The sequence below is a fragment of the Nocardiopsis sp. YSL2 genome (assembly GCF_030555055.1).
GTDB lineage: Bacteria > Actinomycetota > Actinomycetes > Streptosporangiales > Streptosporangiaceae > Nocardiopsis.
Genome location: NZ_JAMOAO010000001.1, coordinates 2817557 through 2840791 on the forward strand (window position 1 = coordinate 2817557; position 23235 = coordinate 2840791).

Consider the following 23235-nt stretch of genomic DNA (forward strand, 5'->3'; position numbering starts at 1 on the left):
ATCCTGGGTGGGTCAGGGAGCCGGGGTGGTTCCAGGCAGGTGTTCGGGGACAGTGATCGTCGGCAGATCCTCGATGTCGCGTGTGCGGCGGAGGCCGGAGAAGAGCACGGGCAGGGCGAACACGCACATGAGGATGGTCGCGATGAGGATGGCGCCTCGTGTGCCCAACGGCACCCCCAGCCAGCCGCCGACGAGTGCACCCGCGGCAGAGGCCGCGCCGATACAGAAGCGGATGCTGGCCGTGATGGCCCCGAGTTTGTCGAGCGGGCAGGCTGCCTGCCGGTAGGAGTACTGCGAGATGTCGAAGAGGACGAACCTGATCGACGTCAGGAGCAGGTAGCCGATGGCGAATACCAGGGGCAGAGCCGGGGCCAGAAGCAGGAGCAGGCCCGCCGGACTGAGGAAGACGGCCAGCCACATGATCCGTGCACTTCCCACGCGCCGCATGATGGAAGAGGCGAGCATTGCCGCGAGCAGGCCGCCGCTTTCCCCGACGAAGAAGACGGCGGCCACGGACACGGGGGAGAGCCCGAGGTCGACTACCAATAGGTAGAGGAATACCGCATTCACCATGCTGAGGCAGAACATCGAACCGACGGTGGTCAGGGCTGTTCGCGCCAGCGGTGGATTGGCGCCGAGAAGAACGAATCCCTCGCGTACCGAATTCCACCACTGGCCGCGGCCGCGCGGCGCGGTTGTGGAAGCGTCGCCAGCCGCCCTGCCCCGGGGTGCATCCTTGGGTAGGAAAGCCACCGCCACGGCGCTCAGGAGAGAGAGCACGGCGTCGACGAGCAGTGTGGGAGGGCCGCCGATGCGGCCGTTGAGCATGGAGCCCGCGCTGGGTCCGCCGACGCGGGCGATCGACTCGGTGACCTCGATCCTGGCGTTGGCCTCGGGGAGGTGGTCGCGGGTCACCAACGCCGGTATGTAGGCGTGGTAGGCGATGCCGAAGATGATGACCATGGCCCCGATGAGGAACGCCGCAGCGTAGAGCCAGAGCATCGACAGCAGTCCCATGAGCGCCAGGACGGGGATCGACAGGAGGACGAGGGCTCGCACGACGTTGCACGCGATCATCAGCCTGCGTTTGCTCACACGGTCGATGTAGAGCCCAGCGGGGACTGCCACGAGGAGCACGGCGATGGACGCCATGGCCTTGAGTGCACCTACCTCCGCGGTGTTGGCGTCCAGCACGGTGATGGCCACAAGCGGTAGGACGATCGTGGTGATCGCTATTCCCATTTCGCTTGCCGACTGCCCGAGCCAAAGGGTGAGAAAAGAGCGATCACGCCAGAGTGATCCCTGCTCAGACATGTTCTTTATTCGCCTTCCTTCGGGTCTCTCCGGGTCGCCGACGACATTCTAGTTCCAGTGCGATCGGATGTCTTTGTGATGCTTCACAAGCATCGCATGTGTGTCGTCCTTGGTGAAATCTCACAACGGGGAAGGTCATTTCCCCAGGAGGTGTCGTGCGCGGTTTGTGAGAAACACGGTCTCGTTTGCCGACCCTTTCCCCGGTGCTGGACGGCAAGGCACTCTCATCACGGGGGCGACCACGTTGATGCCGTCCGCCGTCGTAACACCGAGCATGGCGAGGAGCGCGAATGTCGTTCGATCCGCGTACCGGAACGAACCCGGAGGATCCGCGCCGGCGCGAACAGGCCGAACGCCTTCTACGTGCCCGTATGGGCCGGGCTGGTGCGCCGACTCCTCCCGCCGGCGCCGAAGGGGGGTACGACGGCCTGTCCTTCGGTCAGGAACGCATGTGGTTCCTGCACGTGATGGACCCTGACAGCTCGGCCTACAACATCACCAACGTTGTGCGGCTGGTCGGCAGGATCGACACGGACGCGCTCGTGGGTGCCTGCGGCGATCTGGTGGAGCGCCACCCCGAGCTGGGGGTCTCCTATCACGCGGCCGAAGACGGGTCGCCCCGACGCAGGAGGCCGTCGGGGCCGGTACCCGCACCAGTGACAGTGCTCTCGCGCGGTCCCGACGACGCATCGCTGGTGCGTGAGTTCCTGCACCGTCCGTTCGATCTGGCCGACCCTCCCCTCATCCGGTTCCTGCTGATCACCGGCGGCCCCTCTTCGGAGGAGGGCGAGCACACTCTGGCAATGGCGGTCCACCACATCGCCGCCGACGGGTGGTCTCTCGGCATCGTGAACCGGGATCTTCGTGACCTGTACCTGGCCCGCGTGGGCCACGGCGCCGCCCCCGCGCCGCCCGCCCACGACTTCGTCGACTTCGCGGCGCGCGAACGCACCTGGATGGCGGGGCCCGAAGGTGCCTCGGGGCGGGCCGCGTGGCGCCGGGCGCTGGAGGGCATGGCGGCGATCGAGCTGCCCATGTCGCGTACCAGGCCTCCGGTGCCCACCTTCCACGGGGGAAGATGCGAGCACCGCCTACCGTTGGAGACCGTCGAACGGCTGGAAGAGCTGGGCCGCCGTCACGGTGCTTCGCTCTACATGATTCTGGGCGCGGCGTTCTCCTGCCTGCTGCACCGGTACTCGGGCCAGACCGACATCGTGTTCGGGTCGCCCGTGGCCAACCGTGAAGACGCCGCGTTCTCCGACGTCGTGGGCCTGTTCGTCAACAGTGTCGTGCTGCGGACCGACCTGTCGGGCGGGCCGTCCTTCACCGACGCGCTCCGCCGGTTCAGGTCCACATCCTTGGAGGCCCTGCAGCACCAGCGCGTTCCCTTCGAGACGGTCGTGGACGATCTCAGTCCAGAGCGCACCCTGAGCCACAACCCGCTCTTCCAGGTCATGTTCGCCCTCCAGAACGCTGACACCGGTTCCCTGGAGGTTCCAGGAACCCGGTCCGAGCCGGTCGGATTCGACGCCGACGTGTGCCGCTTCGACCTGGAGTGGACGCTGTGGCGCGACGCCGACGGCGCCCGCCTGCGCATCAAGTACTCCGACGCCCTCTTCGACCAGGCCGTCGTGGACCGGCTCGGAGCCGAATACGCGCGTTTGTTGGAACTGGCCTGTGACCAGCCCGACCGTCCGATCGGGGAACTGGCGGTCTTCGCGGCGGGCCCCGGGCGTTCGAGCGGGCCGGCTCCAGCCCTGCCCGTGGGGGTGCGCGGTTGGCACGAGTTGTTCACGCGCGCCGCCCGGGAACGGCCGGACGCCGTCGCTGTCGCCGACGCCACCACCGACCTGACCTTCCACGCCCTGGAACGTCGTGCGGGGCACCTGGCGCGACGCCTGCACGAGGCGGGGGTGCGCCCCGGGCAGGTGGTGGGTGTTCGTACCGGCCGCACCGTGGACATGGCCGCGGCCACACTCGGCGTCGCCATGGCCGGGGCCGTGTTCCTGCCGTTGAACCCGGACGACCCCCCGGCACGGCGGGCCTTCCTGCTGCGGGACGCCGGTGCCCGAGCCCTGCTCACCGACGCTTCCGAGACGGGCGAGGGGGAGGTGCCGGTCATCGACGTCGCCGACCGGGAGGCAGAGGCCGAAGGAGCTCCCGCACCACCGGTGAAGGTGGCGGCCGAGGACGCGGCCTACGTCATCTACACCTCGGGGACCACAGGCTCACCCAAGGGCGTGGTCGTGGAACACCGCAACATCATCAACACGCTGCTCTCCTGCGGACGGCTGTTCGACTTCGACGAGAACGACGTCAGCCTGGTGACGGCGGCCGGCACCTTCGACGTCTTCTACTACGAGTTGTTCGCCGTGATGCTCGCAGGTGGGCGGGCGAGGATCGTCACACGCGCCGAGCTGTTCTCCCCGCCCGCCATGGTCGCGCTCCTGGGCAGTGCCACCGCCATCCAGGCCGTGCCGGGTCTGATGGAACACCTCCTCACCGCCATGTCCGAGGAGGGGACATCGACCATCGATTCCCTGCAGACCGTCCTGACAGGGGGCGACACCGTCCCCGCATCCCTGCTTGACCGTCTCTGCCGGGCCTTCCCCCGCGCCCGGGTCGCCGTCGCCTACGGGCCGACCGAGACGGCGATCTTCGCGACCATCCACCCCGTCACCCGTGGCGAACCGGTCAGGGGCAACCCGATCGGAACCGCGCTGCCCGGCGTGGAAGTCCTCATCGCCGACGAGTACGGCAACGAACTCCCCCCGGGGGTCACCGGCGAGATCATGATCGGTGGCGCCGGGGTGGCGCGCGGCTATCTCCAGCGCCCCGAAGAGACCAGCGGCCGCTTCGTCACGCACCGCGGTCGACGCTACTACCGCAGCGGTGACCTCGGCTCACGCCGCGTCGGTGACGAGGTGCTGCAGTTTCACGGCCGCAACGACACGCAGGTCAAGGTGCGGGGGTTCCGCATCGAGCTGGGCGAGGTCGAAGCCGCGCTCTCGGGCCTGGACGGAGTACGCCAGGCCGCCGTGGCCGCAGTCGGAGAGGACCTGGGCGCCCAGCGTCTGGTGGCCTGTGTGGTGCCGGCCCCCGAGGCGCTGGAGCGGGCTCGGGGCGACAAGGACAGCGCGGAGGCCGTGGACGAGTGGCGCGCCCTGTTCGACGACACCCATACCGAGGGTTCGGCCGAGGACCGGGACTTCACGGGCTGGAACTCCAGCTACGACGGCCGCCCGGTGCCCCGTCACGAGATGGACGAGTGGGTCGAGGGCACCGTCGGGCACATCCGTGAGCTCGCGCCGGTGACGGGCACCCGTGCTCCCCGGATCCTGGAGGTCGGTTGCGGAACCGGGCTGCTGCTGCTTGAGCTGGCCGAGAAGTGCGCACGCTATGTGGGTACCGACTTCTCGGCCGCCGCGATCGCCGCACTCCGTGAACGGGTGGCAGAGCGCGACCTGGACGGGGTGGAACTGCACGTCACCGAAGCGAACGAGTTCCCCGAGGTCGGCGACGACTTCGATCTGGTGGTCGTCAACTCGGTGTCGCAATACCTGCCCGACGCCGACTACCTCGCCTCCGTCCTTGACGCCGCACTGCGAGTTCTGCGCCCCGGCGGTGCCGTCTTCGTCGGTGACGTGCGCAGCCTGCCCCTCCTCGAAGCGTTCCATCTCTCCGTCACCAAGGCTCGCCACCCCGACCGCGACCCCCGCCACCAGCTGGCCACCGCCGTGCAGGCCGCAGCCGACGAGGCGGAGCTGGTGCTGGCCCCCGCGTTCTTCCGCACCTTCGCCGCCGAGCGCGGCATCGTGGATGTCCAGGTGCAGCCCCGCCGGGGCCACTGCCCCAACGAGATGAACAAGTTCCGCTACGACGTGGTGCTGCGCACGCAGATCCGCGACGTGCCCCCCGCCGTCCACCCCCAGGCACCCGCACCGCGGGCCTGGGGCGAGCAGGGGTGGACCCTGGAGAGGCTCGACGCGGCCCTCGTGTCCGCGAGGACGGACGTGTTCTACTTCCGCCTGATCCCCCACGGGCTGGTCCACCCGGACGTGGCCCACCACAGCACGGTGGCCGGGGCCCCGGCACCGCCGGGGGGAGAACCGGTCGTCCCTGAGGATCTGCGGCGACTGGCGCGGCGGCACGGCTATCGGGTCAGGCTCGACTGGAGCGAGAACGGTGCCACCTTCGACGCGGTCCTCGCCCCCGCAGCGATGCCGCTCCCCCTGCCGCGCCCCCGGCCGATGGCGCCGCACGCCCCGGTCGCCAACCGGCCGCGATCGCGCGTGGACCGCCGGATGCTGGCTGAGGGCTGGCGCCAAGAGCTGGCCGCGCTGCTCCCCGAGTACATGCTGCCTTCGTCTCTGCAGGTGGTGGACGCCCTGCCACTGACTTCCAACGGCAAGGTGGACCGTTCCCGTCTGCCTGCCGCACCGCCCCCGACCGGACCGGGCCGCCCGGTGTCCTCCTTGACTGAGAAGACGGTCGCCCAGGTGTGGGAGGAGGTCCTCGACGCCCCAGTCGTCTCGGCCACCGACGACTTCTTCACACTGGGTGGCACGTCGCTGCTGGCGATCAGGATCACCGTCGGCCTTCGCCGGCGCGGTCTACGGCTGTCCCCTCAGACGATCTTCGAACAACGCACCGTGGAGCGGATCGCACGGCGCATCGAACAGCTTGCCCTGGATGAAGCCAGGCCCGCCCCCACCGGTGCGGCGCGCACTCGCGAGCGCCACGCCGGTGCTGAGCTGGATGTGGACGGCGGCGCACAGGCCGCCGCCTCCGGAAGCGACCAGGCCGTGCCGGGGCAGGACCGGTGGCGTTCCGCCCAACACCTGCTCCTGACCGGCGCCACCGGGATGCTGGGCGTCCACCTCCTGGACCAGGCACTGCGTGACTACCCCGACCTCGCCATCACGTGCCTGGTCCGGGCCTCCGGCAGGGACGCCGCCCAGCGTCGGGTGGAGGAGTCGTACCGCCGGTACTTCCCCGACTCGGTCGTCGGGTCGGCGGAGTTCGCCCGTCGAGTCCACACCCTCCCCGGCGATCTGGCCAGCCCCGGCCTGGGGCTGGGCCCGGGGGTGGGGCGTGACCTGGCCCAGTCCTGTGATCGCGTCGTACACGCCGCAGCCGACGTGCGCCACGTGGCCGCGCGTGAGGAGGTCTTCGCCGCGAATACGGCGGGCACCGAACGGGTGCTGGAACTCTGCTCGCAGATGGGCGAACCCGACCTGTGCCACATCTCCACCATCGGTGTGGCCGGCTACAGCGCGGACGGGCTCCCCCGCACCCTCGACGAGCATGTGCTCGACATCGGCCAGACCCCCAGCGAGGCCTACTCCGAGAGCAAGATCGCCGCGGAAAGGGCTGTCGCCCGCTTCAACGCCGACACCGCGGGAGCCACGGTCATGCGGGTGGGCACGGTTGCCCCGCACTCCGTCACCGGCCGTTTCCAGCACAACATCAACGACCATTTCTTCAGCCGGTTCCTGCGCGCCGTGCTCCGGCTGGGGATCGCCACCGATTGGCCCGACCGCCGGTTCCAGCTGATCCCCGCCGACACCATGGCGCGCATGGTGCTGGCCCTGTCCGGCCAGACGGCGGCGCGCGGACGCACCTTCCACATCCAGTCACCCCACGCTCTGACCCACGGTGAACTCGCACGGCTCGCGAACACACTGGGCTACGGGATTCGGCTGGTCCCGCCGGACGCCTTCGCCGACAGCGTGATGGCGGCCGGGGCCGCCACGGGCCTGGACGAAGAAGTCGGCCGTCTGCTGCCCATGCTCGACCGCAGGAGGGGGAGACCCGTCACTCTGGCCCATGCGTGGACCGACTCCTGGTTGGAGTCGCTCGGCCTGAACTACCCCGAACCTCGGGCTGCCTGGGTCACGGCCTTCATCCGACGCGGGGTCGAGGTGGGCTACTTCCCACCGCCGGGCGCCGACCGCCGACACGACGGTACCGACTACTGACTCCCGAGGAGTGACCGATGCACTTCAGCCTCTTCTACTTCGCCGAGGACGCGGGACACAGCACAGGGAACCGCTACCGTCTGCTACTCGACGGGGCTCGTTACGCGGACCGCAGTGGATTCTCCGCCGTTTGGATCCCCGAACGGCACTTCCACCCCGTCGGGGGTATCTACCCCAACCCGGCCGTTGTCGGAGCGGCCGTGGCGGCCGTCACCGAACGCGTGGGCATTCGTGCCGGAAGCGTCGTCGCCCCTCTCCACCACCCGCTGAGGATCGCGGAGGAGTGGTCGGTGGTGGACAACCTGTCCCGTGGTCGGATCGGGCTCTCTCTGGCTTCGGGATGGAACCAGCGCGACTTCGTTCTGAACCCCACCGGCTTCGAGACACGGAAGGAGGACACGCTCTCCTCAGTCGATGTCCTGCGTGCGTTGTGGCTCGGTGAGAGCTGGAACGAGGACGGCTCCCCCCACGTCGGTGTGTTTCCACGCCCTGTGGGTCCGCTTCGGCTGTGGCTCAGCGCCGCCGGCGGCGTGGAAACGTTCCGCGCGGCCGGGCGGGCCGGCACCGGTGTGCTCACTCACCTGGTCAAGCAGGACATGGACGAGCTGGCACAGAAGATCCTGGAGTACCGCAAGGCGTATGCCGCCTCAGGAGCGCCGGGGCAGGGACACGTCACGCTGATGCTGCACACCTTCGTCGACCCCGACCAGCGGCGCGCCGTCGACACTGCTCGCGCCCCGCTTGAGAACTACCTGGTGGGGGCTCTGACGCCCACACGTAGGGCCGTCGATGACCAGACCCGCGCCAAAGCCCTGGCCGCGGTGCGCCCCGCCGCCGACCGCTACCTGTTCTCCGACGGGCTGATCGGTGGACCCGAGCACGGGGCCCTGGTCGTCGACCGCTGCCGACAGAGCGGTGTCGACGAGATCGCCTGCCTGATCGACTTCGGCGTGGACCCCGACACGGTTCTGGCGGGGCTGGAACACCTGAACGAGCTGCGTGCGGCCCACACCGATGACTGAGTACCCCCACTGCCGCAGCGCGGCTCTGACCTGAGGACGAGGACATTGACTACTGAGCAATTGGAAGAGCTGATTCTGGCGACGTTCCGTGATGTCCTGCGCAATCCGGAACTGGGGACTGACGACGACTTCTTCTCCGTGGGTGGTGACTCGTTGCTGGCCGTGGAGGTGTCATACACCATCTCCGAGAAGCTCGGGCAGGAGGTGGACCCGTTGATCGTTTATGTCAATCCCACTGCGAGCAGTTGCGCGAAAGCCATCACCGAACTCAATGCCAGCACGTGAGCGGGCGTGGCTGTGCGGGGTGGGGAAGGGAGTCGCATGCGAAATGACGACATCGGTGACTGGCGTCTTTGGCGCCACCTACTGGTACGCGGGGCGGGTTTTTCCGCCGAGGGCGTTCTGCGGCTGGCCGACACCGAGCTGGCCGGCGCCGCCGACACGGTCGCGGCGTCCGACCGCCAGGACGACCAGGGTATGTGGGAGCGTTTCGAGGACGAGTACGAGGCAGCGGCGCGGCGAATCTCCGCCGAACTGCAGAAGATCGCGTCGCGAGACGACTTTCTACGCGCCCTGACCTGGCAGAACCACCGACTCGTGGACGGGGCTGTACGCCCCTTTCTGCAGTGGGACGCCACCTCGGGGAAACGCAATTCCAAGCATCGCCAGCGCGAGGAACTCATTGCGAACTACTGGCAGAGGTACTGCGTCAAGAACGACACCATCGGGTTCTTCGGTCCTTCCGCCTGGGGGAGGATCGAGGACGAGCTCACGTCCTCGGTACGGCCCGGGCACCGGCTGATCCGCGACGGTGACGTCTACTTCGAGGCGTGGGCCGTCGACGCTCTGGCGCGGGCGGTGGAACGTGTGCCGGGTATGGGCCCCTGGCTCATGCCCCGCATGGTCTCCTTCATCCGGTTGGAGGGCGACGACGTCGTGCCTCCGATCGGCCCGCGTGTGCGCCTGGCTCCGGCCCAGCGCGAGGTGTTGCGTCTGAGCGACGGCACCATGCGGCTGAACGCCATCGCGGAACGGGCCGGCCTGTCCTTGGCCGAGGCCGAGGAGAGCGTTGCCGCGCTGGCCAAACGGCGATGGGTGGTCCATGCCCTGGAGTTGCCCATCACCCCCCACCCCGAGGAGGACCTCCGCGCTTTCCTGGAGGGGGTCGGCGACGACGAGCCCAGGGATGTGGCCCTTGGCTGGTTGGACTCGCTGGAAGAGGCCCGCCGACACGTCTGGAAGGCCGAACGGGCCGACGAACTCGCTGAGGCGCTTGGGGGGCTTGACGCGCTCTTCGCCACCATCACGGGGACTGATTCCACGCGCAACGAAGGACGTACCTACGGGGGGCGCACGCTCGTCTACCACGACACCAGCCGCGACCTGGACATCAGCGTCGGCCGGGACCTCATCGGGGCCTGTCGCCCGATCGGGTTGTTGGCGCGTGCCGCCCGGTGGTTCTGCTTCCGTATCGGGGAAGAGGTCCGGGACACACTGGTGTCCGTCCACGCCAAGGCCGTCGACAAGCACGGCGGCCCGGTGGACCTGTCCACCCTGTGGTTCGAGTCGCTGCGTCCGCTGACCCGCGTCATCGAGCAGTCCCTGGAGCTTACGGAGAAGGAGTTCACCGAGAAGTGGTCGCGGATCATCCCCCTGCCCGAGGACGGTCGCGAGATCCACTTCGCCCACGACGACCTGCTCCCCTCGGTATTCGAGGAGTTCCCGGACACCGCCCCCGGCTGGGAGGGAGCCCGCTACTTCTGTCCCGACGTCATGGTGGCCGCTCCTGACCTGGACGCACCCAGCTACAACCGCAAGCTGGTGCTGGGCGAGATCCACATGGCCATCAACACCGTGCGTAGCCACTGCTTCGTGACCCAGCACCCGAACCAGGCCGAGCTGCTGGCGACCGTCGACGAGGATTTTCCCGAACCGAGGCTGCTGACGGTCCTGCCCAAGGAGAGCCCGCCCCGACTGTCGGTCCGCACGCACCCGGGCCTGATCAGGGATACCGATCGGTTGGTGGAGTTCAGCCACCACACGGTGCCCGCGGGACGGCCTGGGCTGTACTTGAGCCGCGATGTCACCGCCACCGAAGAGGCGGGCAGGATCGTGGTCCACCTGCCCGACGGTCACCGCCATGAACTCATCGACGTCTTCTCCGAGATGCTCATGGGCATGGTGATCGATCGCTTCCAGCTCTTCTCCGATCGTCCCCATATGCCCCGGGTCAGTATCGACGACCTGGTCATCGCCAGAGAAAGCTGGCGGATCAGCGCCGGGGACCTCACGTTCGCGAACGAGCGGCAGGAGGCCAGGCGGTTCGTCCGCACCCGTCGGTGGCGCACGGACTCGGGCATGCCGCGGTTCGTCTTCGCCAAGTCCAGGGCCGCTGAGAAACCCGTCTACGTCGACTTCGACAGCCCGGTGTACGTCAACGCCTTGTCCAAGTTGGTCCGGCGCACGCTGGCGGACGAACGCCTGGCGGACAAGACGATCACCTTCGTGGAGATGTTCCCCGCCCACGACGATCTGTGGCTGACCGATGCAACGGGCGCCCGCTACACGTCAGAACTTCGCTTCACCTGGGTCGACCAGCGCAGAAGAACACACTCTGAGGGATCTGCGACCCACCCGACGAAAGGAGCGGAAGAATGAGTCGTGCTCCATCGCCGCAGGCGAACCACGGCAGCGACACATGGCTCGAACGGGACCGCGCCCACCTGTGGCACCCCTGGGCACCCAACAGGATCAGCTCGGAGACGCTGGTCATCGTCTCCGGAGAGGGCTGCCGGGTCTGGGACGCCGACGGGCGCGGCTTCCTCGACGCCAAGGCCTCTGGGCTCAACGCCACCCTGGGTTACGGATGTCGGCCGGTCATCGACGCGGTGAGCGACCAGCTGTCGCGGCTGATGACCTACGACATGATCGAGGGGACCAGTGTTCCCGCGATCGAGCTGGCGCGTCGAATAGCGGGCCTGACCGGCCCGGAACTGAACCGGACCTTCTTCTGCAACAGCGGTTCCGAGGCGATCGAGGCGTGTGTGCGCATCGCCCGCTCCTACCACACCCTTTCGGGCTCATCCGAGCGGACGCAGGTCGTCTCCCTGAGGAACGGCTACCACGGCACCACCATGGCCGCGTTCGCCGCCACCACCGGAGCCGCCCCCGAGGCCGGGTTCGTCAGCCTGCCCGGTCCGGTTCCCCCCGCTGCGCCGGGCATGGGAGACCGCGGCGGCCTGGACGTGATCCGCGACCACCTTGGTGAACACGGCCGCCGCACGGCCGCGGTGCTGTTGGAGCCCGTTCAGGGGCTGGGCGGGCACATCGTCCCCGACGAGTACCTGTGGGAACTGCGCAAACTGTGCGACGAGCACGGTGTGCTGATGATCCTGGACGAGGTCATGACGGGTTTCGGCCGCACCGGGCGGATGTTCGCCTACGAGTACGCCGACATCCGCCCCGACATCCTTGCCACCAGCAAGGGGCTGACCGCCGGCTACGCCTCCCTGGGCGCGGTGACCACCACACAGCGCGTGTTCGACGCCTTCGAGCACGATCGGGACGTGGGCGGCCTGGCTCACGGGCACACGCATTCGGGACACGCCACGGCGTGCGCGACGGCTCTGGCCGTGCTGGACCAGTTGGAGGGCGCGGGTGTGCTGGCGAACACCCAGGAACGCGGCCGCCAGCTCCTCGAGGGCCTGGGCGCGGGCGGCGTCGGGGATACCGCGTTCGTTCGTGATCTGCGTGGCCGTGGCCTGCTCGTCGTCGTCGAACTCGACTCGCCCCGGCGCGCGGTACGCGTGAAACAGAGCATGCAGCAGGACGGTGTCCTGGTCCGGCGCAGTGGAGCGAACATCATCCTCGCCCCACCACTGGTGATCACCGCGGAGGAGGTCGACCGCGTCACCGAAGCGGTGGTCGCGGCCCTGAACTCGGACTACGTGCTCGCCATTTGACGGTGGGCATCCCCCGTCCCCATCCCACCCGAACCACGAGAGGCGAAGACATGACGACTCACCCGGCCCTACGGCAGCTGTCGGTGGACCACGTCCGGTTCCACGTCGCCGATGCGAGTGCCGCTGCCGAACGAGTGAAGAGAAGCTATGGGCTGGAGGTCTATGCCCTCGGAGAGGCCGGCACCGACGCGCAGGAGGAGTCCGTCGCGGTGGGGGCCGGAAGCATCCGACTGGTGATGACCCAGGCACTGGTCGATGACCACCCTGCGACTCCCTACACCAGCGCCCACGGAGACGGCGTCGCGGACATCGCCATGCGCACACCCGACGCCCGTGCCGCCTATGCCGCGGCCGTCGACCGGGGAGCACGTCCGGTTTCTCCCCCCTCGGAACACGAGGGGATCGTGACGGCTACGGTCGCCGGGTTCGGCGATGTGGTGCACACCTTTGTGGAACGCGGTTCCGGGGTCGATGACCAGAGCCTTCCCGGCCTGAGCACGGTCAGGTCCACCGGTGGCGAGAAGGGGAGCACCGGGTTGCTCGAGGTGGACCACTTCGCGGTGTGCCTGGAGGCTGGTCAGCTCGAACCGACCGTGCGCTTCTACATCGATGCCCTGGGCTTCGAGGACATCTTCGCCGAGCACATCGTCGTGGGCGACCAGGCGATGAACTCCAAGGTGGTGCAGAGCATCTCGGGCGAGGTCACCCTCACTCTCATCGAGCCTGACCAACGCCGTGAACCGGGCCAGATCGACGGGTTCCTGAAGAACCATGCCGGCGCGGGGGTGCAGCACATCGCCTTCTCCACGGACGACATCGTCGCGACAGTGGGGGCGCTGCGAGGACGCGGAACGGAATTCCTGCCCACCCCGGAGACCTACTACACGCAGCTGTCCCAGCGTTTGGAACTGAGCAGACACAGCGTGGACGAACTGCGCCGGCTCGACCTGCTCGTCGACGAGGACCACGACGGGCAGCTGTTCCAGATCTTCGCGCGCTCCACCCACCCCAAACGCACCTTCTTCTTCGAGGTCATCGAGCGTCTGGGAGCCACCACGTTCGGCAGCGGCAACATCAAGGCTCTGTACGAAGCGGTGGAGCAGGAGCGTTCCCTGTGATGGCCGCCGAAGCGGTCGACCTGGCGGATCTGGAGCGGGGCGCCGAAGCCGCTCTGCCGGCATCGGTCTGGGACTTCGTCGCAGGGGGAAGCACCCGGGAGGCCGTGTGCTCCAACCGCACAGGGCTCGATGCGGTCCACGTGATTCCCCGGGTGCTGACCGGCGCCGCCGCGGTCAGCACCCGAGCCCCCTTGCCCGGCGGCTGGGCGCAGGCCCCTCTCGCCGTGGCTCCCATGGCCTACCAGTGCCTGATGCATCCTGAGGGCGAGGTGGAGGCTGCTCAGGCGGCGAAGGAGCACGGTATCCCGTTCTCGGTGAGCACCCTGACCAGCCGGTCGCTGGGAGACATCGCCGCGACGGATGCGGATCTGTGGTTCCAGCTGTACTGGGTGGGCAGCGACCGACGCGTGCGAGAGCTGGTCGAGCATGCCCAGGAGGTGGGCTGCCGCGCCCTGGTCATCACTGTGGACGTCCCGGTGATGGCACGCAGGCCCCGCGACATCCGCAACGGCTTTCGCCTGCCGCCGTCGGTGCGGGCCGTCCTGTTGGACGAGGCGTTCGGCGAGGCCCATCGCCAGGGCAGCGGCTCGGCTGTCGCCCGCCACACCAACGGGCTCTTCCATCCAGCGCTGACGTGGGACCACGTGCGCAAGGTGCGTGAGTGGTGCGATATGCCCATCGTCGTCAAGGGGATTCTCGACCCTCGCGACGCGGTTCTGGCCGCCGACCACGGGGCCGACGCGGTCGTGGTGTCCAACCACGGCGGACGGCAGTTCGGTGCGGGGCCCCCGGCCAGCGCCCGGATAGGCCCGATCGCTGACGCCGTAGGCGAGCGGTGCCGAATCCTGTTCGACAGCGGGGTGCGCAGCGGAGCCGACATCCTGCGTGCGCTGGCCCTCGGTGCGTCGGGAGTCCTCATCGGGCGCCCTGTGCTGTGGGGGTTGGCCGTGGGCGGCCGCGAGGGTGTGACGCGTGTGCTCGACCTGCTGCAGACCGAACTGGCCGAGGCGCTGGTCCTCGCCGGGTGTTCGAGTCCTGGCGACGCTGGTGATCTCGATGTCGAGGTGGGGTCGTGACACAGGGAGAGGAGATGAGGCTGGGCCGATTGCACTGGGCGCTGGAGGACTCCACGTTCGCTTCGATGGACTTCCTCAACGAGGTCGCGGAACGCTATCCGAACGCGGTGTCGATGGCGGCCGGACGACCCTTCGACGGCTTCCTCTCGCTGGAGTCCGTTCACCGGCGTCTGGAGACCTACCACCGCTACCTGGAGAGCGTCCAGGGGCTGGGGTCTGACCGGGCCACCCGGACGCTGTTGCAGTACGGTCCGGCGGGCGGCGTCATCAACGACCTCATCGCCCGGCATCTGGCAGTGGACGAGGGGATCGAGACCGAAGGCGAATCCATCGTGGTCACGGTGGGATGCCAAGAGGCGATGTTCCTCGTGCTACGGGCCCTGCGGGCCGATGAGCGGGACCTGGTCATGGCCGTGTCACCGACCTACGTGGGGTTGAGCGGGGCGGCCAAGCTCGCCGACATACCGGTCCTGCCGGTCCCCACCGACGAGACCGGTGTGAGCCTGTCCCATCTGGCTTCCCAGGTGCGCCAGGCCAGAGCGGAAGGGCGGACTCCCCGCGCCCTGTATGTGATGCCCGACTTCGCCAACCCCTCCGCTGTCAGCATGGACCTGCCGGCCCGCCGGGCGTTGCTGCGGATGGCGGAAGAGGAGGACATCCTCCTGCTGGAGGACAACCCCTATGGGCTCTTCCACGGCGAGAAGGCGAGACTGCCGACGCTGAAGGCACTCGACCGGACACAGCGGGTCGTCTACCTGGGGTCCTTCGCCAAGACCGTGGTGCCCGGAGCCAGGGTCGGCTATCTCGTGGCCGACCAGCAGGTGGAGGACGATCGCGGTGGTGCACATCCGCTCGCCTTCTACCTGTCCCGGCTCAAGAGCATGCTCACGGTCAACACCTCGCCTATCGCCCAAGCGGTCGTGGCGGGCTGTCTGCTGGAGAGCGACTTCAGTCTCGCCCGGGCCAACAGCCAGGAGAGGGCGTTCTACCAACGCAACCTGAACCATCTCCTGGCAGGCCTGCGCGACCGATTGGGAGAGTTCTCCGACGAGGTGACCTGGACCAGTCCGACGGGAGGATTCTTCGTCGTGCTGACGCTGCCCTTCACGGTCGACGACGAGGACCTGCAGGTGTGCGCCGACAAGTACGGGGTCCTGTGGACACCGATGTCCCACTTCCACGGACCGGACGGAGGAGAGAACCAACTGCGGTTGTCCTGTAGCGCCATCTCCACAGACATGATCGACATCGGCCTGGACCGACTTCGCGACTACATCCTGTCCCGGCTGCGGTGAAGCCGCACCATCCCAGAAGAGGACCCCATGTTCCGCACCATGTTCAAGTCGAAGATCCACCGGGCCACAGTGACCCAAGCTGACCTGCACTACGTCGGATCGGTGACGGTCGACACCGACTTGATGAAGGCCGCAGACCTGCTTCCCGGAGAACAGGTACAGATCGTCGATATCACCAACGGATCCCGGCTGGACACCTACGTGATCGAGGGCGAGCCGGGAACCGGGGTGATCGGCATCAACGGCGCCGCAGCGCACCTGGTCCACCCCGGAGACCTCGTCATCCTCATCAGCTATGTCCAGGTCGGCGACGAGGACGCCGCAAGTCTGCGCCCGAAGGTGGTTCACGTGGACGCGGACAACCGGGTGACCGATCTCGGCGATGACCCCTCGGAACCGGTCAGGGGAAGTGGAACCAGCCGCGGCCCCCATGCGGTGCCAGGAGGCGGTACGGAAAGGGCTCCAGGACGATCGTGAGGACAACACCATGCGAATCGTGGGCATAGGGGGATCGGCCAGGGACGGGTCGGGAACCGAGGAACTCGTCCGTGCCGTGCTGGGTGCCGTCGAAAACACAGGGGTGCACCGGACACGGATGTTCAGCGGTACCGCCCTGGCGGCATTCCCGATCTATGGGCACGGGTCGGCGCCGACCAGGGAGGTCAAGGCGTTCGTGGAGTGCGTGCGAGCCGCCGACGCCGTGGTCATCGGTTCGCCTTCCTACCATGGGTCGGTTTCCGGCCTGGTCAAGAACGCGATCGACCACTTGGAGGAACTGCGCGCGGACGCGCGGCCCTACCTCGATGGACGACCGGTCGGGCTGCTCAGCACCGCACGAGGGCAGCAGGCCGCAGTCAACACGCTCAACGTACTGCGGGACATCACCCACGCCCTGCGGGGCTGGCCCACACCGCTCGGGATCGCGGTCGATACCTCGCGGACAAGTGTGGAATCCTACTCCGCAGGCCCCATGAAGGCCCGTGTATCCCAGCTTGCCCTACAGCTTTCGTCGTTCCGTGTCGAACCGGCGGCCCAGCCTCCGCCGAGGCACTGACCGTCGTGAGCGAGTCTGTTCAGCCGGGATCGGAAAAGCACCTGGGTGCGACGAATATGGTGCACGCGACAAACCTCGGTTCGAGAATCCTTCCTCTGTCGAAGGCAGAGCGAAGCCAGGTGGGTCGATCGACGGCCTGTCTATGCCGCATCAATGGCTCCCGGTTTGCAGAACCGGGATCGTCGGCTCCAATGTGGTCGTGTGGGCGTCATTCGCTTTGGTGGGATGCTGTGAAATTCACATGTGGCTTGCATGTGACAAAAGCAAGGCTAATTCGGAAAATCGCGATGAATAATCATATATCGACCGACAGGCTGGTGCGCGGTTTCCGATCGCCCAGGGGTGTGTCTGCGCACCTTGTCGGATGTGTTTGCCTACGCCCAGGCCGAAGGCGTCGAACTGACGCTGGAGGCCACCGAGATCCAGGTGCGCCCGCCCCGTGCGGGTCGAGGCGGGCGGCGGGCGTTCGTCTCGGGCAAGAAGAAGTAGAACACTATGAAGGCCACCGTCGTCGCCGACCATCGCGGACGCACGCTGTGGACCGACTTGCTGCGGCTCGGACGGATGCACGACGCCACCGCAGTCCGCGCCGGAGGCATCGACTCCTGCTTTCGTCACTTCTCGGAGGGGGTGCTGCTGGACGCCGACCACAAACGCTCGAAGCAACCGACACGCTGGGCCCACCCACGCGAGAACCCTCGGTCACCTACTGGGCCAACGCTGGCCTGGTCTCCGACCGCACCGCGAACAAAAGCAGAGAGGGGATCATCACGTCTCACCTGCTAGCACGCACCGAATCGTAGACCCCCAGTAGAAATCAGGACGCGGTGGCGAGGCACCAGGACCGTGCACCATTGAAGGCCGCCTCCCGTTCGAGCCGCTGCCAGACCGCGGCGGATCGGGGGCGGGACTGGGCCTCGGGCTCATTCACGCGTGCGGCGTAGGAGATCAGCACGGCGGTGAGGGCGGCCAGCTCCTCCTCAGAGATCTCTCCCTTGTCCACGCGGATCAGCCGTTCGGATGCGATGGTGGTTCCGGTCATTGGATACTCCCTTGTCTTGCGAGGCCGTAACGGATTCATCACTGAGGGGGATTCCCGTGCTTGCGCCGCGGGAGGTCGGCGTTCTTGCGGGCGAGCATGGCCAGGGACCGGGCGAGCGCACTCCGGGTTTCGCGCGGGTCGATCACATCGTCCACGAGCCCCCGCTCGGCCGCGTAGTAGGGATGGACCAGCTCCCTCCGGTACTCCTCGATCTTCTGGCGGCGGACCTCGTCGGGATTCTCGGCCGCCGCGATCTCCTTGCGGAAAACAACGTTGGCGGCGCCCTCCGCTCCCATGACGGCGATCTCGTTCGTGGGCCAGGCCAGGGCGACGTCCGCACCGATCGACCGTGAGTCCATGACGATGTAGGCGCCGCCGTAGGCCTTGCGGAGCACCACGGACACCCGGGGGACCGTGGCGTTGCAGTACGCGTAGAGCAGCTTCGCGCCGCGCCGGATGATGCCGTCGTGCTCCTGGTCCACGCCGGGTAGGAAGCCGGGGACGTCGATCAGGGTGACCAGTGGGATGTTGAACGCGTCACAGAACTGGACGAACCGGGCGCCCTTCTCACTGGCCTTGATGTCGAGTACGCCCGCCATGGCGGTCGGCTGGTTGGCGACGATGCCGACGACCTGCCCGTCCAGGCGGGCCAGCGTACAGACGATGTTGGGGGCCCAGGTGGCGTGGACCTCCATGTGGTCGCCGTCGTCGACAATCTGGGCGATGACGTCGCGCACATCGTAGGAGGCGCTGCCGTCCGTGGGCACGATGTCTAGCAGATTGTTCAGCGGCCGGTCCACCGGGTCCGTCGCGCCCTCCGCTTCGGGCGGCAGTTCGCGGTTGTTGGATGGGAGCAGGGACAGCAGGTACCGCACGTCGGCGAGGCAGCTTTCCTCGTCGTCATATGCGGCGTGCGCCACCCCCGAGATCTCCGAGTGCACGTCCGCACCGCCGAGCTCGTTCTGCGAGACCTGCTCGCCGGTGACGGCCCGGACCACGTCCGGTCCGGTGATGAACATCTGGGAGATGTCGCGGACGGCGAAGACGAAGTCGGTCAAGGCAGGGGAATAGGCGGCGCCTCCTGCACAGGGGCCGAGCATCACCGAGATCTGTGGGATCACCCCGGAGGCCTGGGTGTTGCGCTGAAAGATGCCGCCGTACCCGGCGAGGGCGGAGACTCCCTCTTGGATACGGGCTCCCGCGCCGTCATTGAGCGAGACCAGGGGGGCTCCGGCTGCCAGGGCCATGTCCATGACCTTGTGGATCTTCTGTGCGTGCGCCTCGCCGAGGGCCCCGCCGAAAATCCGGAAGTCGTGGGCGTAGACGAAGACCGTTCGGCCCTCGACCGTCCCCCACCCGGTGACGACGCCGTCCGTGTACGGTCGGTTGGCTTCCAGCCCGAACCCGCTGGCCCGGTGCCGACGCAGCGGCTCGAGGTCAGTGAAGCTGTCCTTGTCCACCAGCAGGTCGATCCGCTCGCGGGCGGTGAGCTTGCCCTTGGCGTGTTGGCGCTCGGTAGCTTTGGGAGAGGGACCCTGGTGGGCACCATTCCGAATCTCGGCCAGTTTCTCCAGCCGCGCGGCGAAGTCGGACTCGGTGATCGACATGTCACTCTCTTTCGTTTCGGTATGTGTGTCCCGGACTCGGGCGGTGCCTGCTGGCGGGGGCCAGCGCGGCGGCCCCCGCCAGCAGGCACGCCAGGCCGCCCGCGATCAGGCCCACCCTCACCCCGAATACCTCGCTCAGCCACCCGATGAGCAGGGCCCCGAGGGGGGTGGTCCCCGTGAAGACGACCGTGTAGAGGGCCATGACACGACCCCGGTAGGCGGGATCGCTGCCGAGCTGGACCCGGTGGTTGGCGGCTTGGGCGAAGTAGATGGCGGCGAAACCGGTCAGGAACAGTAGCCCCATCGCGGCGGGGAAGCCGGGTGCGAGCCCGGTGAGGGCCTCGGTTGCCCCGAATGCCAGGGCCGATCCGACGACGACCCCCGGGGCCGGGCGCCCTTTCCGGGCTGTGGTAGCGAAGGCGGCCAGCAGGGATCCCGCCGCGAGCGCGGAGGTCAGCAGCCCGAACGCCGCTGGACCGGCGTCGAACACGGTCCTGGCGAGCAGGGGCAGGGTCAGCTCGAAGTTCATCCCGAACAGGCCGACGACGGCGATGAGGGACAGCGGTAGGAGGAGGTCGGGACGGGAGGCGACGTAGCGTAGCCCGTCCACCACACCGCCTCGGGCCGCCCGGCTCGCCGTGCGGTGTAGTTCCTTCGCGCGCATCATCAGCAGAGCGGCCACCGTCGCCGTGAAGCTGACGGAGTTCACCAGCATCACGGCGCCCGGACTGACGGAGGCGAGAAGCAGGCCGCCGAGCGCCGGCCCCGCGACCCGGGCCGTGTTGAAGTAGGCCGCGCTGAGCGCCGAGGCGTTCGGGAGCAGATCGGAGCCGACCATCTCGCTGACGAACGACATCCTGGTGGGAACTTCCAAGGCGTTGACGACACCGAGGCACAGCGCGAAGGCGTAGACGTGCCAGAGCTGAACGGCGTCTGTGAGCACCAGGGACGCCAGCAGCAGGGCCAGGGCACCAGAGACCGAGTTCGCGCCGACGAGTAGGGCCCGCTTGTCGAACCGGTCGGCCAGCCGCCCGCCATACAGGGTCAGCAGCAGCAGCGGGGTGAACTGCAGAGCCGTCACCGTCGCGAGGGCGATGGCCGAGTCCCCGGAAAGGCCGAGGACCAGCCAGTCCTGCGCCACGATCATCATCCACGTGCCCATGAGGGACACGACCTGGCCGATCGCGAACAGCCGGAAGTTGCGGACGGCCAGTGAACGGAACATCCCGTCGAACACCCGCCGCGTGAGGGTCCGCTCACCCCTCGCGTTGGGCAAGGCAGTCCTCCAGGAAGGCGATGGAGCGTAGGTGGTAGGAGCGGGCCGCCCACCCCAGGCTGATGTTGTGGCCCGCGTTCGGCTGGCGGTCCACGACCACCCGCGGTGCCCCGCTCAGCCGGGAGACGAGGTCGGCCAGGGACTGGTCGTCGTGCCGCCACCAGTGCTCGTGTTCGGCGAAGGTCAGCCGGACCGGGATTCTGATCTGCCCGGCGACCCCGTCGAAGAGCCTCGGCCATGCGGCCGCGTCCGTCAGCTCGTTCCTCGGCATGGGCGAGACCATCGTGCTGCTGAGCTGGAAGGTGCCGGGCGGGTACAGGCCCAGGCCGCCCCACGTGCGCTCCCACCTGCCCTTGCCGTGCGGGTCGGCGAGCTGGTCGGGGTGGACGGCGTAGCGGTGGCCCATCCCGGAGATGTCCAGGCCCAGCAGGTCACCGGCAGTGTCGTCGGCGGCGGTGGTCAGGGCCAGCTTGCCGCCGTAGGAGTGGGCGAGCAGGAACATTCCCGCGCCTGTGTCGTGCCGGGTCCGGAAGTCGTGGAGCGCCTCCCGCAGAGTGGCGGCCTGGTCGACCAGGCGCTGTCCGAGGGGAAACCGGTCGGCATACCGTCCATAACCTGGGCGGTCGACGGCCAGGACCGAGAACCCGAGGCGCGCGCCGAGCGCCAGGAGCGACACCTGCGGGTGGGCCTGGCCGTCGAAGTAGTGGGCGTTGACTCCTCCCCCGTGGACGGCGATCACCGCGGCGCGCGCCGGCGCGTCCTCTGGTTCGAGGAGTAGTCCGGAGACCGGGGCTTCCTCTGTCTCCAGAGAAATCCGGCGCACGCCGCGCGACAGCGTGCTCTCCTTCATCACTGAGGTCGTCATCGTGTCTCCCGTCGTCGGTCGAGAGGCGGAGTCAGGCTTCGGCGGACGGGTCACCGAACCACCGCCTGAGCGCGGTGGCGGGCTCCTCGTCCCCGGGGTCTGCGCCGACCCACGCGACGTATCCGTCCGGGCGGACCAGTACCGCCCTCGCCTCCGCGAGGACGGAGGACGTCTCCGGACCGGCGGGCTCGGCCGCCACGACGGCGACCCGCTCCTTCCAAGCGGTCGCCAGTTCGCGCAGGTCGGTGTCGCCGGAAAGATCGATCAGGACCCCCTGCGCCTCGTGGAACTGCGCGGCGGTGTCGATCAGCGCACCGTCGGCGCGCAGTCGCGTGTGCGGCAGCCGCGCGCCGAGCAGGGGGTGGCCGCCCTGGCCGACCCGGTAACGCACGTCCAGGTGGCTGACGGTCCCCGCCAGGTGACGCCTGACGTCCTCGTAGGCCATGAGTTCGCCGAACAGCTCGCGCAGGGGGTCGGCCTCCTTGCCGCCGAGGAAGATCATCCCCTGGGCACGGGTGTTCATCAGGAGGCGTTCCCCGACGGGGTGTCGCTCGTCGTGGTAGGTGTCCAGCAGACCCTCCGGCGCCCAGCCGCGGACGGCGGCGGCGAGCTTCCAACCGAGGTTGGCGGCGTCCTGCACGCCGACACTGAGCCCCTGTCCGCCGGCCGGGAGGTGGATGTGCGCCGCGTCCCCGGCCACGAACACACGGCCCTTGCGGTACTGGGCGGCCTGGCGCGTGGCGTCGGTGAAGGAGCTGACCCACGTGGCGGTCGTGTGGTGGATGCTCTCACCGGTGATGCGCTGCCAAGCGTCGGCGACCTCGGAGAAGTCCGGGGTCCTGCCGCGGTCGCCCGCCGGGGTCCCGTGCTCGGCCACGATGATGCGGTCGATCCCTTCTCGCAGGGGTGCCGCCATCACCATGCCGCCCGGCAGCCGCTCCCCCAGGAAGCGGGTCTCCAGATCACCGCCGACGACGTCGGCCAGGTACATCCCCCGGGTCGCGGGTGTTCCGGGGAAGTCGATGCCCACGGCCTTGCGTACGGTGCTCTGCCCGCCATCGCAGCCCACCAGGTAGGCCGAGGACATGACCCGCTCGCCCTCGGGGGTGGCCAGGGTGGTCTCGACGCTGTCCCCATGGTCGTCGACGTCCACGACCTCCCAACCGCGTTCGACGCGGGCGCCCAGGTCGAGGGCCCAGTCCTGGAGTACTTGCTCGGTGGTCGACTGGGGGACGCCGCGGGCGCCGAAGTGCGCGCCCTCCAGGATGGTGTAGTCGAAGCGGATCCCTCCGAAGTGGCCGAGAGGGGAGGGCTCCAGACCGCCGAATCTGGGGTGCAGGCCCCGTTGGTCGAAGATCTCCATGGCCCGTGCGGTGAAGCCCAGCCCGCGCGATTGACCGGTGGGTTCGGGCAGTCGTTCGACCACCGTGACCCGCGCTCCGCCCAGGCGGAGTTCCCCAGCGAGCATCAGCCCGGTCGGGCCCGCTCCCACGACGATGACATCAGTGTCCGTGTGCATGTCTCTCCGTAATGTGTCGAGTGGCTCATCAAGGTGCGGGCTCGGACCGGGCCCGGTCCGAGCCCTGGGAGTCGATGCGACGGGGCGCAGCACCCGGGCGCGCT

The 23235-nt window shown here is 68.3% G+C and carries 17 protein-coding genes; 11 read left to right on the forward strand and 6 right to left on the reverse strand.

What is annotated here, in order from left to right:
- Window positions 1-12 precede the first annotated feature (12 nt).
- The gene (locus tag M1P99_RS12210) at window positions 13-1314 is read right to left on the reverse strand and encodes an MFS transporter (protein ID WP_304452763.1); all 1302 of its coding nucleotides are present in this window, start codon (window positions 1312-1314) and stop codon (window positions 13-15) included.
- Window positions 1315-1604: 290 nt separating this feature from the next.
- On the opposite strand from M1P99_RS12210, the gene M1P99_RS12215 reads away from it, so the two are divergent.
- The 11 genes from M1P99_RS12215 to M1P99_RS12265 all read left to right on the forward strand — a co-directional run bounded on the left by M1P99_RS12215 (window position 1605) and on the right by M1P99_RS12265 (window position 17311).
- Window positions 1605-7295: a non-ribosomal peptide synthetase gene (locus tag M1P99_RS12215; RefSeq protein ID WP_304452764.1), complete on the forward strand. Its 5691-nt coding sequence runs from the start codon at window positions 1605-1607 to the stop codon at window positions 7293-7295.
- 17 nt (window positions 7296-7312) lie between these two features.
- A complete protein-coding gene (locus tag M1P99_RS12220) occupies window positions 7313-8317 on the forward strand; it encodes a MupA/Atu3671 family FMN-dependent luciferase-like monooxygenase (RefSeq protein WP_304452765.1) in 1005 nt (334 codons plus the stop codon).
- Between the two features lie 45 nt (window positions 8318-8362).
- Window positions 8363-8602, forward strand: coding sequence for a phosphopantetheine-binding protein (locus M1P99_RS12225; protein ID WP_304452766.1), 240 nt, complete (start codon window positions 8363-8365; stop codon window positions 8600-8602).
- 36 nt (window positions 8603-8638) lie between these two features.
- On the forward strand, window positions 8639-10975 hold the full coding sequence (locus M1P99_RS12230) for a lantibiotic dehydratase (protein ID WP_304452767.1): 2337 nt from the start codon (window positions 8639-8641) through the stop codon (window positions 10973-10975).
- Complete coding sequence (locus M1P99_RS12235) at window positions 10972-12279, forward strand: aspartate aminotransferase family protein (RefSeq protein ID WP_304452768.1); 1308 nt, start codon at window positions 10972-10974, stop codon at window positions 12277-12279. The genes M1P99_RS12230 and M1P99_RS12235 overlap by 4 nt, the downstream gene beginning before the upstream one ends.
- A gap of 50 nt (window positions 12280-12329) precedes the next feature.
- Window positions 12330-13397, forward strand: coding sequence for a 4-hydroxyphenylpyruvate dioxygenase (gene hppD, locus M1P99_RS12240; protein ID WP_304452769.1), 1068 nt, complete (start codon window positions 12330-12332; stop codon window positions 13395-13397).
- Window positions 13397-14473, forward strand: coding sequence for an alpha-hydroxy acid oxidase (locus M1P99_RS12245; RefSeq protein WP_304452770.1), 1077 nt, complete (start codon window positions 13397-13399; stop codon window positions 14471-14473). Before hppD ends, M1P99_RS12245 begins: the two co-directional genes overlap by 1 nt.
- The gene (locus M1P99_RS12250; protein ID WP_304452771.1) at window positions 14470-15768 is read left to right on the forward strand and encodes a PLP-dependent aminotransferase family protein; all 1299 of its coding nucleotides are present in this window, start codon (window positions 14470-14472) and stop codon (window positions 15766-15768) included. Before M1P99_RS12245 ends, M1P99_RS12250 begins: the two co-directional genes overlap by 4 nt.
- A gap of 27 nt (window positions 15769-15795) precedes the next feature.
- A complete protein-coding gene (gene panD, locus M1P99_RS12255; RefSeq protein ID WP_304452772.1) occupies window positions 15796-16245 on the forward strand; it encodes an aspartate 1-decarboxylase in 450 nt (149 codons plus the stop codon).
- Window positions 16246-16255: 10 nt separating this feature from the next.
- On the forward strand, window positions 16256-16822 hold the full coding sequence (locus M1P99_RS12260) for an NADPH-dependent FMN reductase (protein WP_304452773.1): 567 nt from the start codon (window positions 16256-16258) through the stop codon (window positions 16820-16822).
- A 357-nt stretch (window positions 16823-17179) separates the two neighbouring features.
- Complete coding sequence (locus tag M1P99_RS12265; protein ID WP_304452774.1) at window positions 17180-17311, forward strand: hypothetical protein; 132 nt, start codon at window positions 17180-17182, stop codon at window positions 17309-17311.
- A 328-nt stretch (window positions 17312-17639) separates the two neighbouring features.
- Here M1P99_RS12265 and M1P99_RS12270 read toward each other — a convergent pair whose 3' ends face one another.
- Genes M1P99_RS12270 through M1P99_RS12290 form a run of 5 tightly spaced genes read right to left on the reverse strand, consistent with a single transcriptional unit; the run spans window position 17640 to window position 23131 of the window.
- Window positions 17640-17864, reverse strand: coding sequence for an acyl-CoA carboxylase subunit epsilon (locus M1P99_RS12270; protein ID WP_304452775.1), 225 nt, complete (start codon window positions 17862-17864; stop codon window positions 17640-17642).
- A gap of 38 nt (window positions 17865-17902) precedes the next feature.
- On the reverse strand, window positions 17903-19471 hold the full coding sequence (locus tag M1P99_RS12275) for an acyl-CoA carboxylase subunit beta (protein ID WP_304452776.1): 1569 nt from the start codon (window positions 19469-19471) through the stop codon (window positions 17903-17905).
- 1 nt (window position 19472) lies between these two features.
- Complete coding sequence (locus M1P99_RS12280; protein WP_304452777.1) at window positions 19473-20747, reverse strand: MFS transporter; 1275 nt, start codon at window positions 20745-20747, stop codon at window positions 19473-19475.
- Window positions 20728-21612 (reverse strand): alpha/beta fold hydrolase, encoded by an 885-nt coding sequence (locus tag M1P99_RS12285; RefSeq protein WP_304452778.1) that lies wholly within the window; start codon window positions 21610-21612, stop codon window positions 20728-20730. The genes M1P99_RS12280 and M1P99_RS12285 overlap by 20 nt, the downstream gene beginning before the upstream one ends.
- A 31-nt stretch (window positions 21613-21643) precedes the next feature.
- On the reverse strand, window positions 21644-23131 hold the full coding sequence (locus M1P99_RS12290; protein WP_304452779.1) for an FAD-dependent monooxygenase: 1488 nt from the start codon (window positions 23129-23131) through the stop codon (window positions 21644-21646).
- Between the last annotated feature and the right edge of the window lie 104 nt (window positions 23132-23235).

Coding starts and splice junctions, on each gene's coding strand:
- M1P99_RS12285 (WP_304452778.1), bottom strand. CDS start 21,612: ATGACGACCTCAGTGATGAAGGAGAGCACGCTGTCGCGCGGCGTGCGC.
- M1P99_RS12215 (WP_304452764.1), top strand. CDS start 1,605: ATGTCGTTCGATCCGCGTACCGGAACGAACCCGGAGGATCCGCGCCGG.
- M1P99_RS12210 (WP_304452763.1), bottom strand. CDS start 1,314: ATGTCTGAGCAGGGATCACTCTGGCGTGATCGCTCTTTTCTCACCCTT.
- M1P99_RS12230 (WP_304452767.1), top strand. CDS start 8,639: ATGCGAAATGACGACATCGGTGACTGGCGTCTTTGGCGCCACCTACTG.
- M1P99_RS12220 (WP_304452765.1), top strand. CDS start 7,313: ATGCACTTCAGCCTCTTCTACTTCGCCGAGGACGCGGGACACAGCACA.
- hppD (WP_304452769.1), top strand. CDS start 12,330: ATGACGACTCACCCGGCCCTACGGCAGCTGTCGGTGGACCACGTCCGG.
- M1P99_RS12235 (WP_304452768.1), top strand. CDS start 10,972: ATGAGTCGTGCTCCATCGCCGCAGGCGAACCACGGCAGCGACACATGG.
- M1P99_RS12290 (WP_304452779.1), bottom strand. CDS start 23,131: ATGCACACGGACACTGATGTCATCGTCGTGGGAGCGGGCCCGACCGGG.
- panD (WP_304452772.1), top strand. CDS start 15,796: ATGTTCCGCACCATGTTCAAGTCGAAGATCCACCGGGCCACAGTGACC.
- M1P99_RS12270 (WP_304452775.1), bottom strand. CDS start 17,864: ATGACCGGAACCACCATCGCATCCGAACGGCTGATCCGCGTGGACAAG.
- M1P99_RS12245 (WP_304452770.1), top strand. CDS start 13,397: ATGGCCGCCGAAGCGGTCGACCTGGCGGATCTGGAGCGGGGCGCCGAA.
- M1P99_RS12275 (WP_304452776.1), bottom strand. CDS start 19,471: ATGTCGATCACCGAGTCCGACTTCGCCGCGCGGCTGGAGAAACTGGCC.
- M1P99_RS12260 (WP_304452773.1), top strand. CDS start 16,256: ATGCGAATCGTGGGCATAGGGGGATCGGCCAGGGACGGGTCGGGAACC.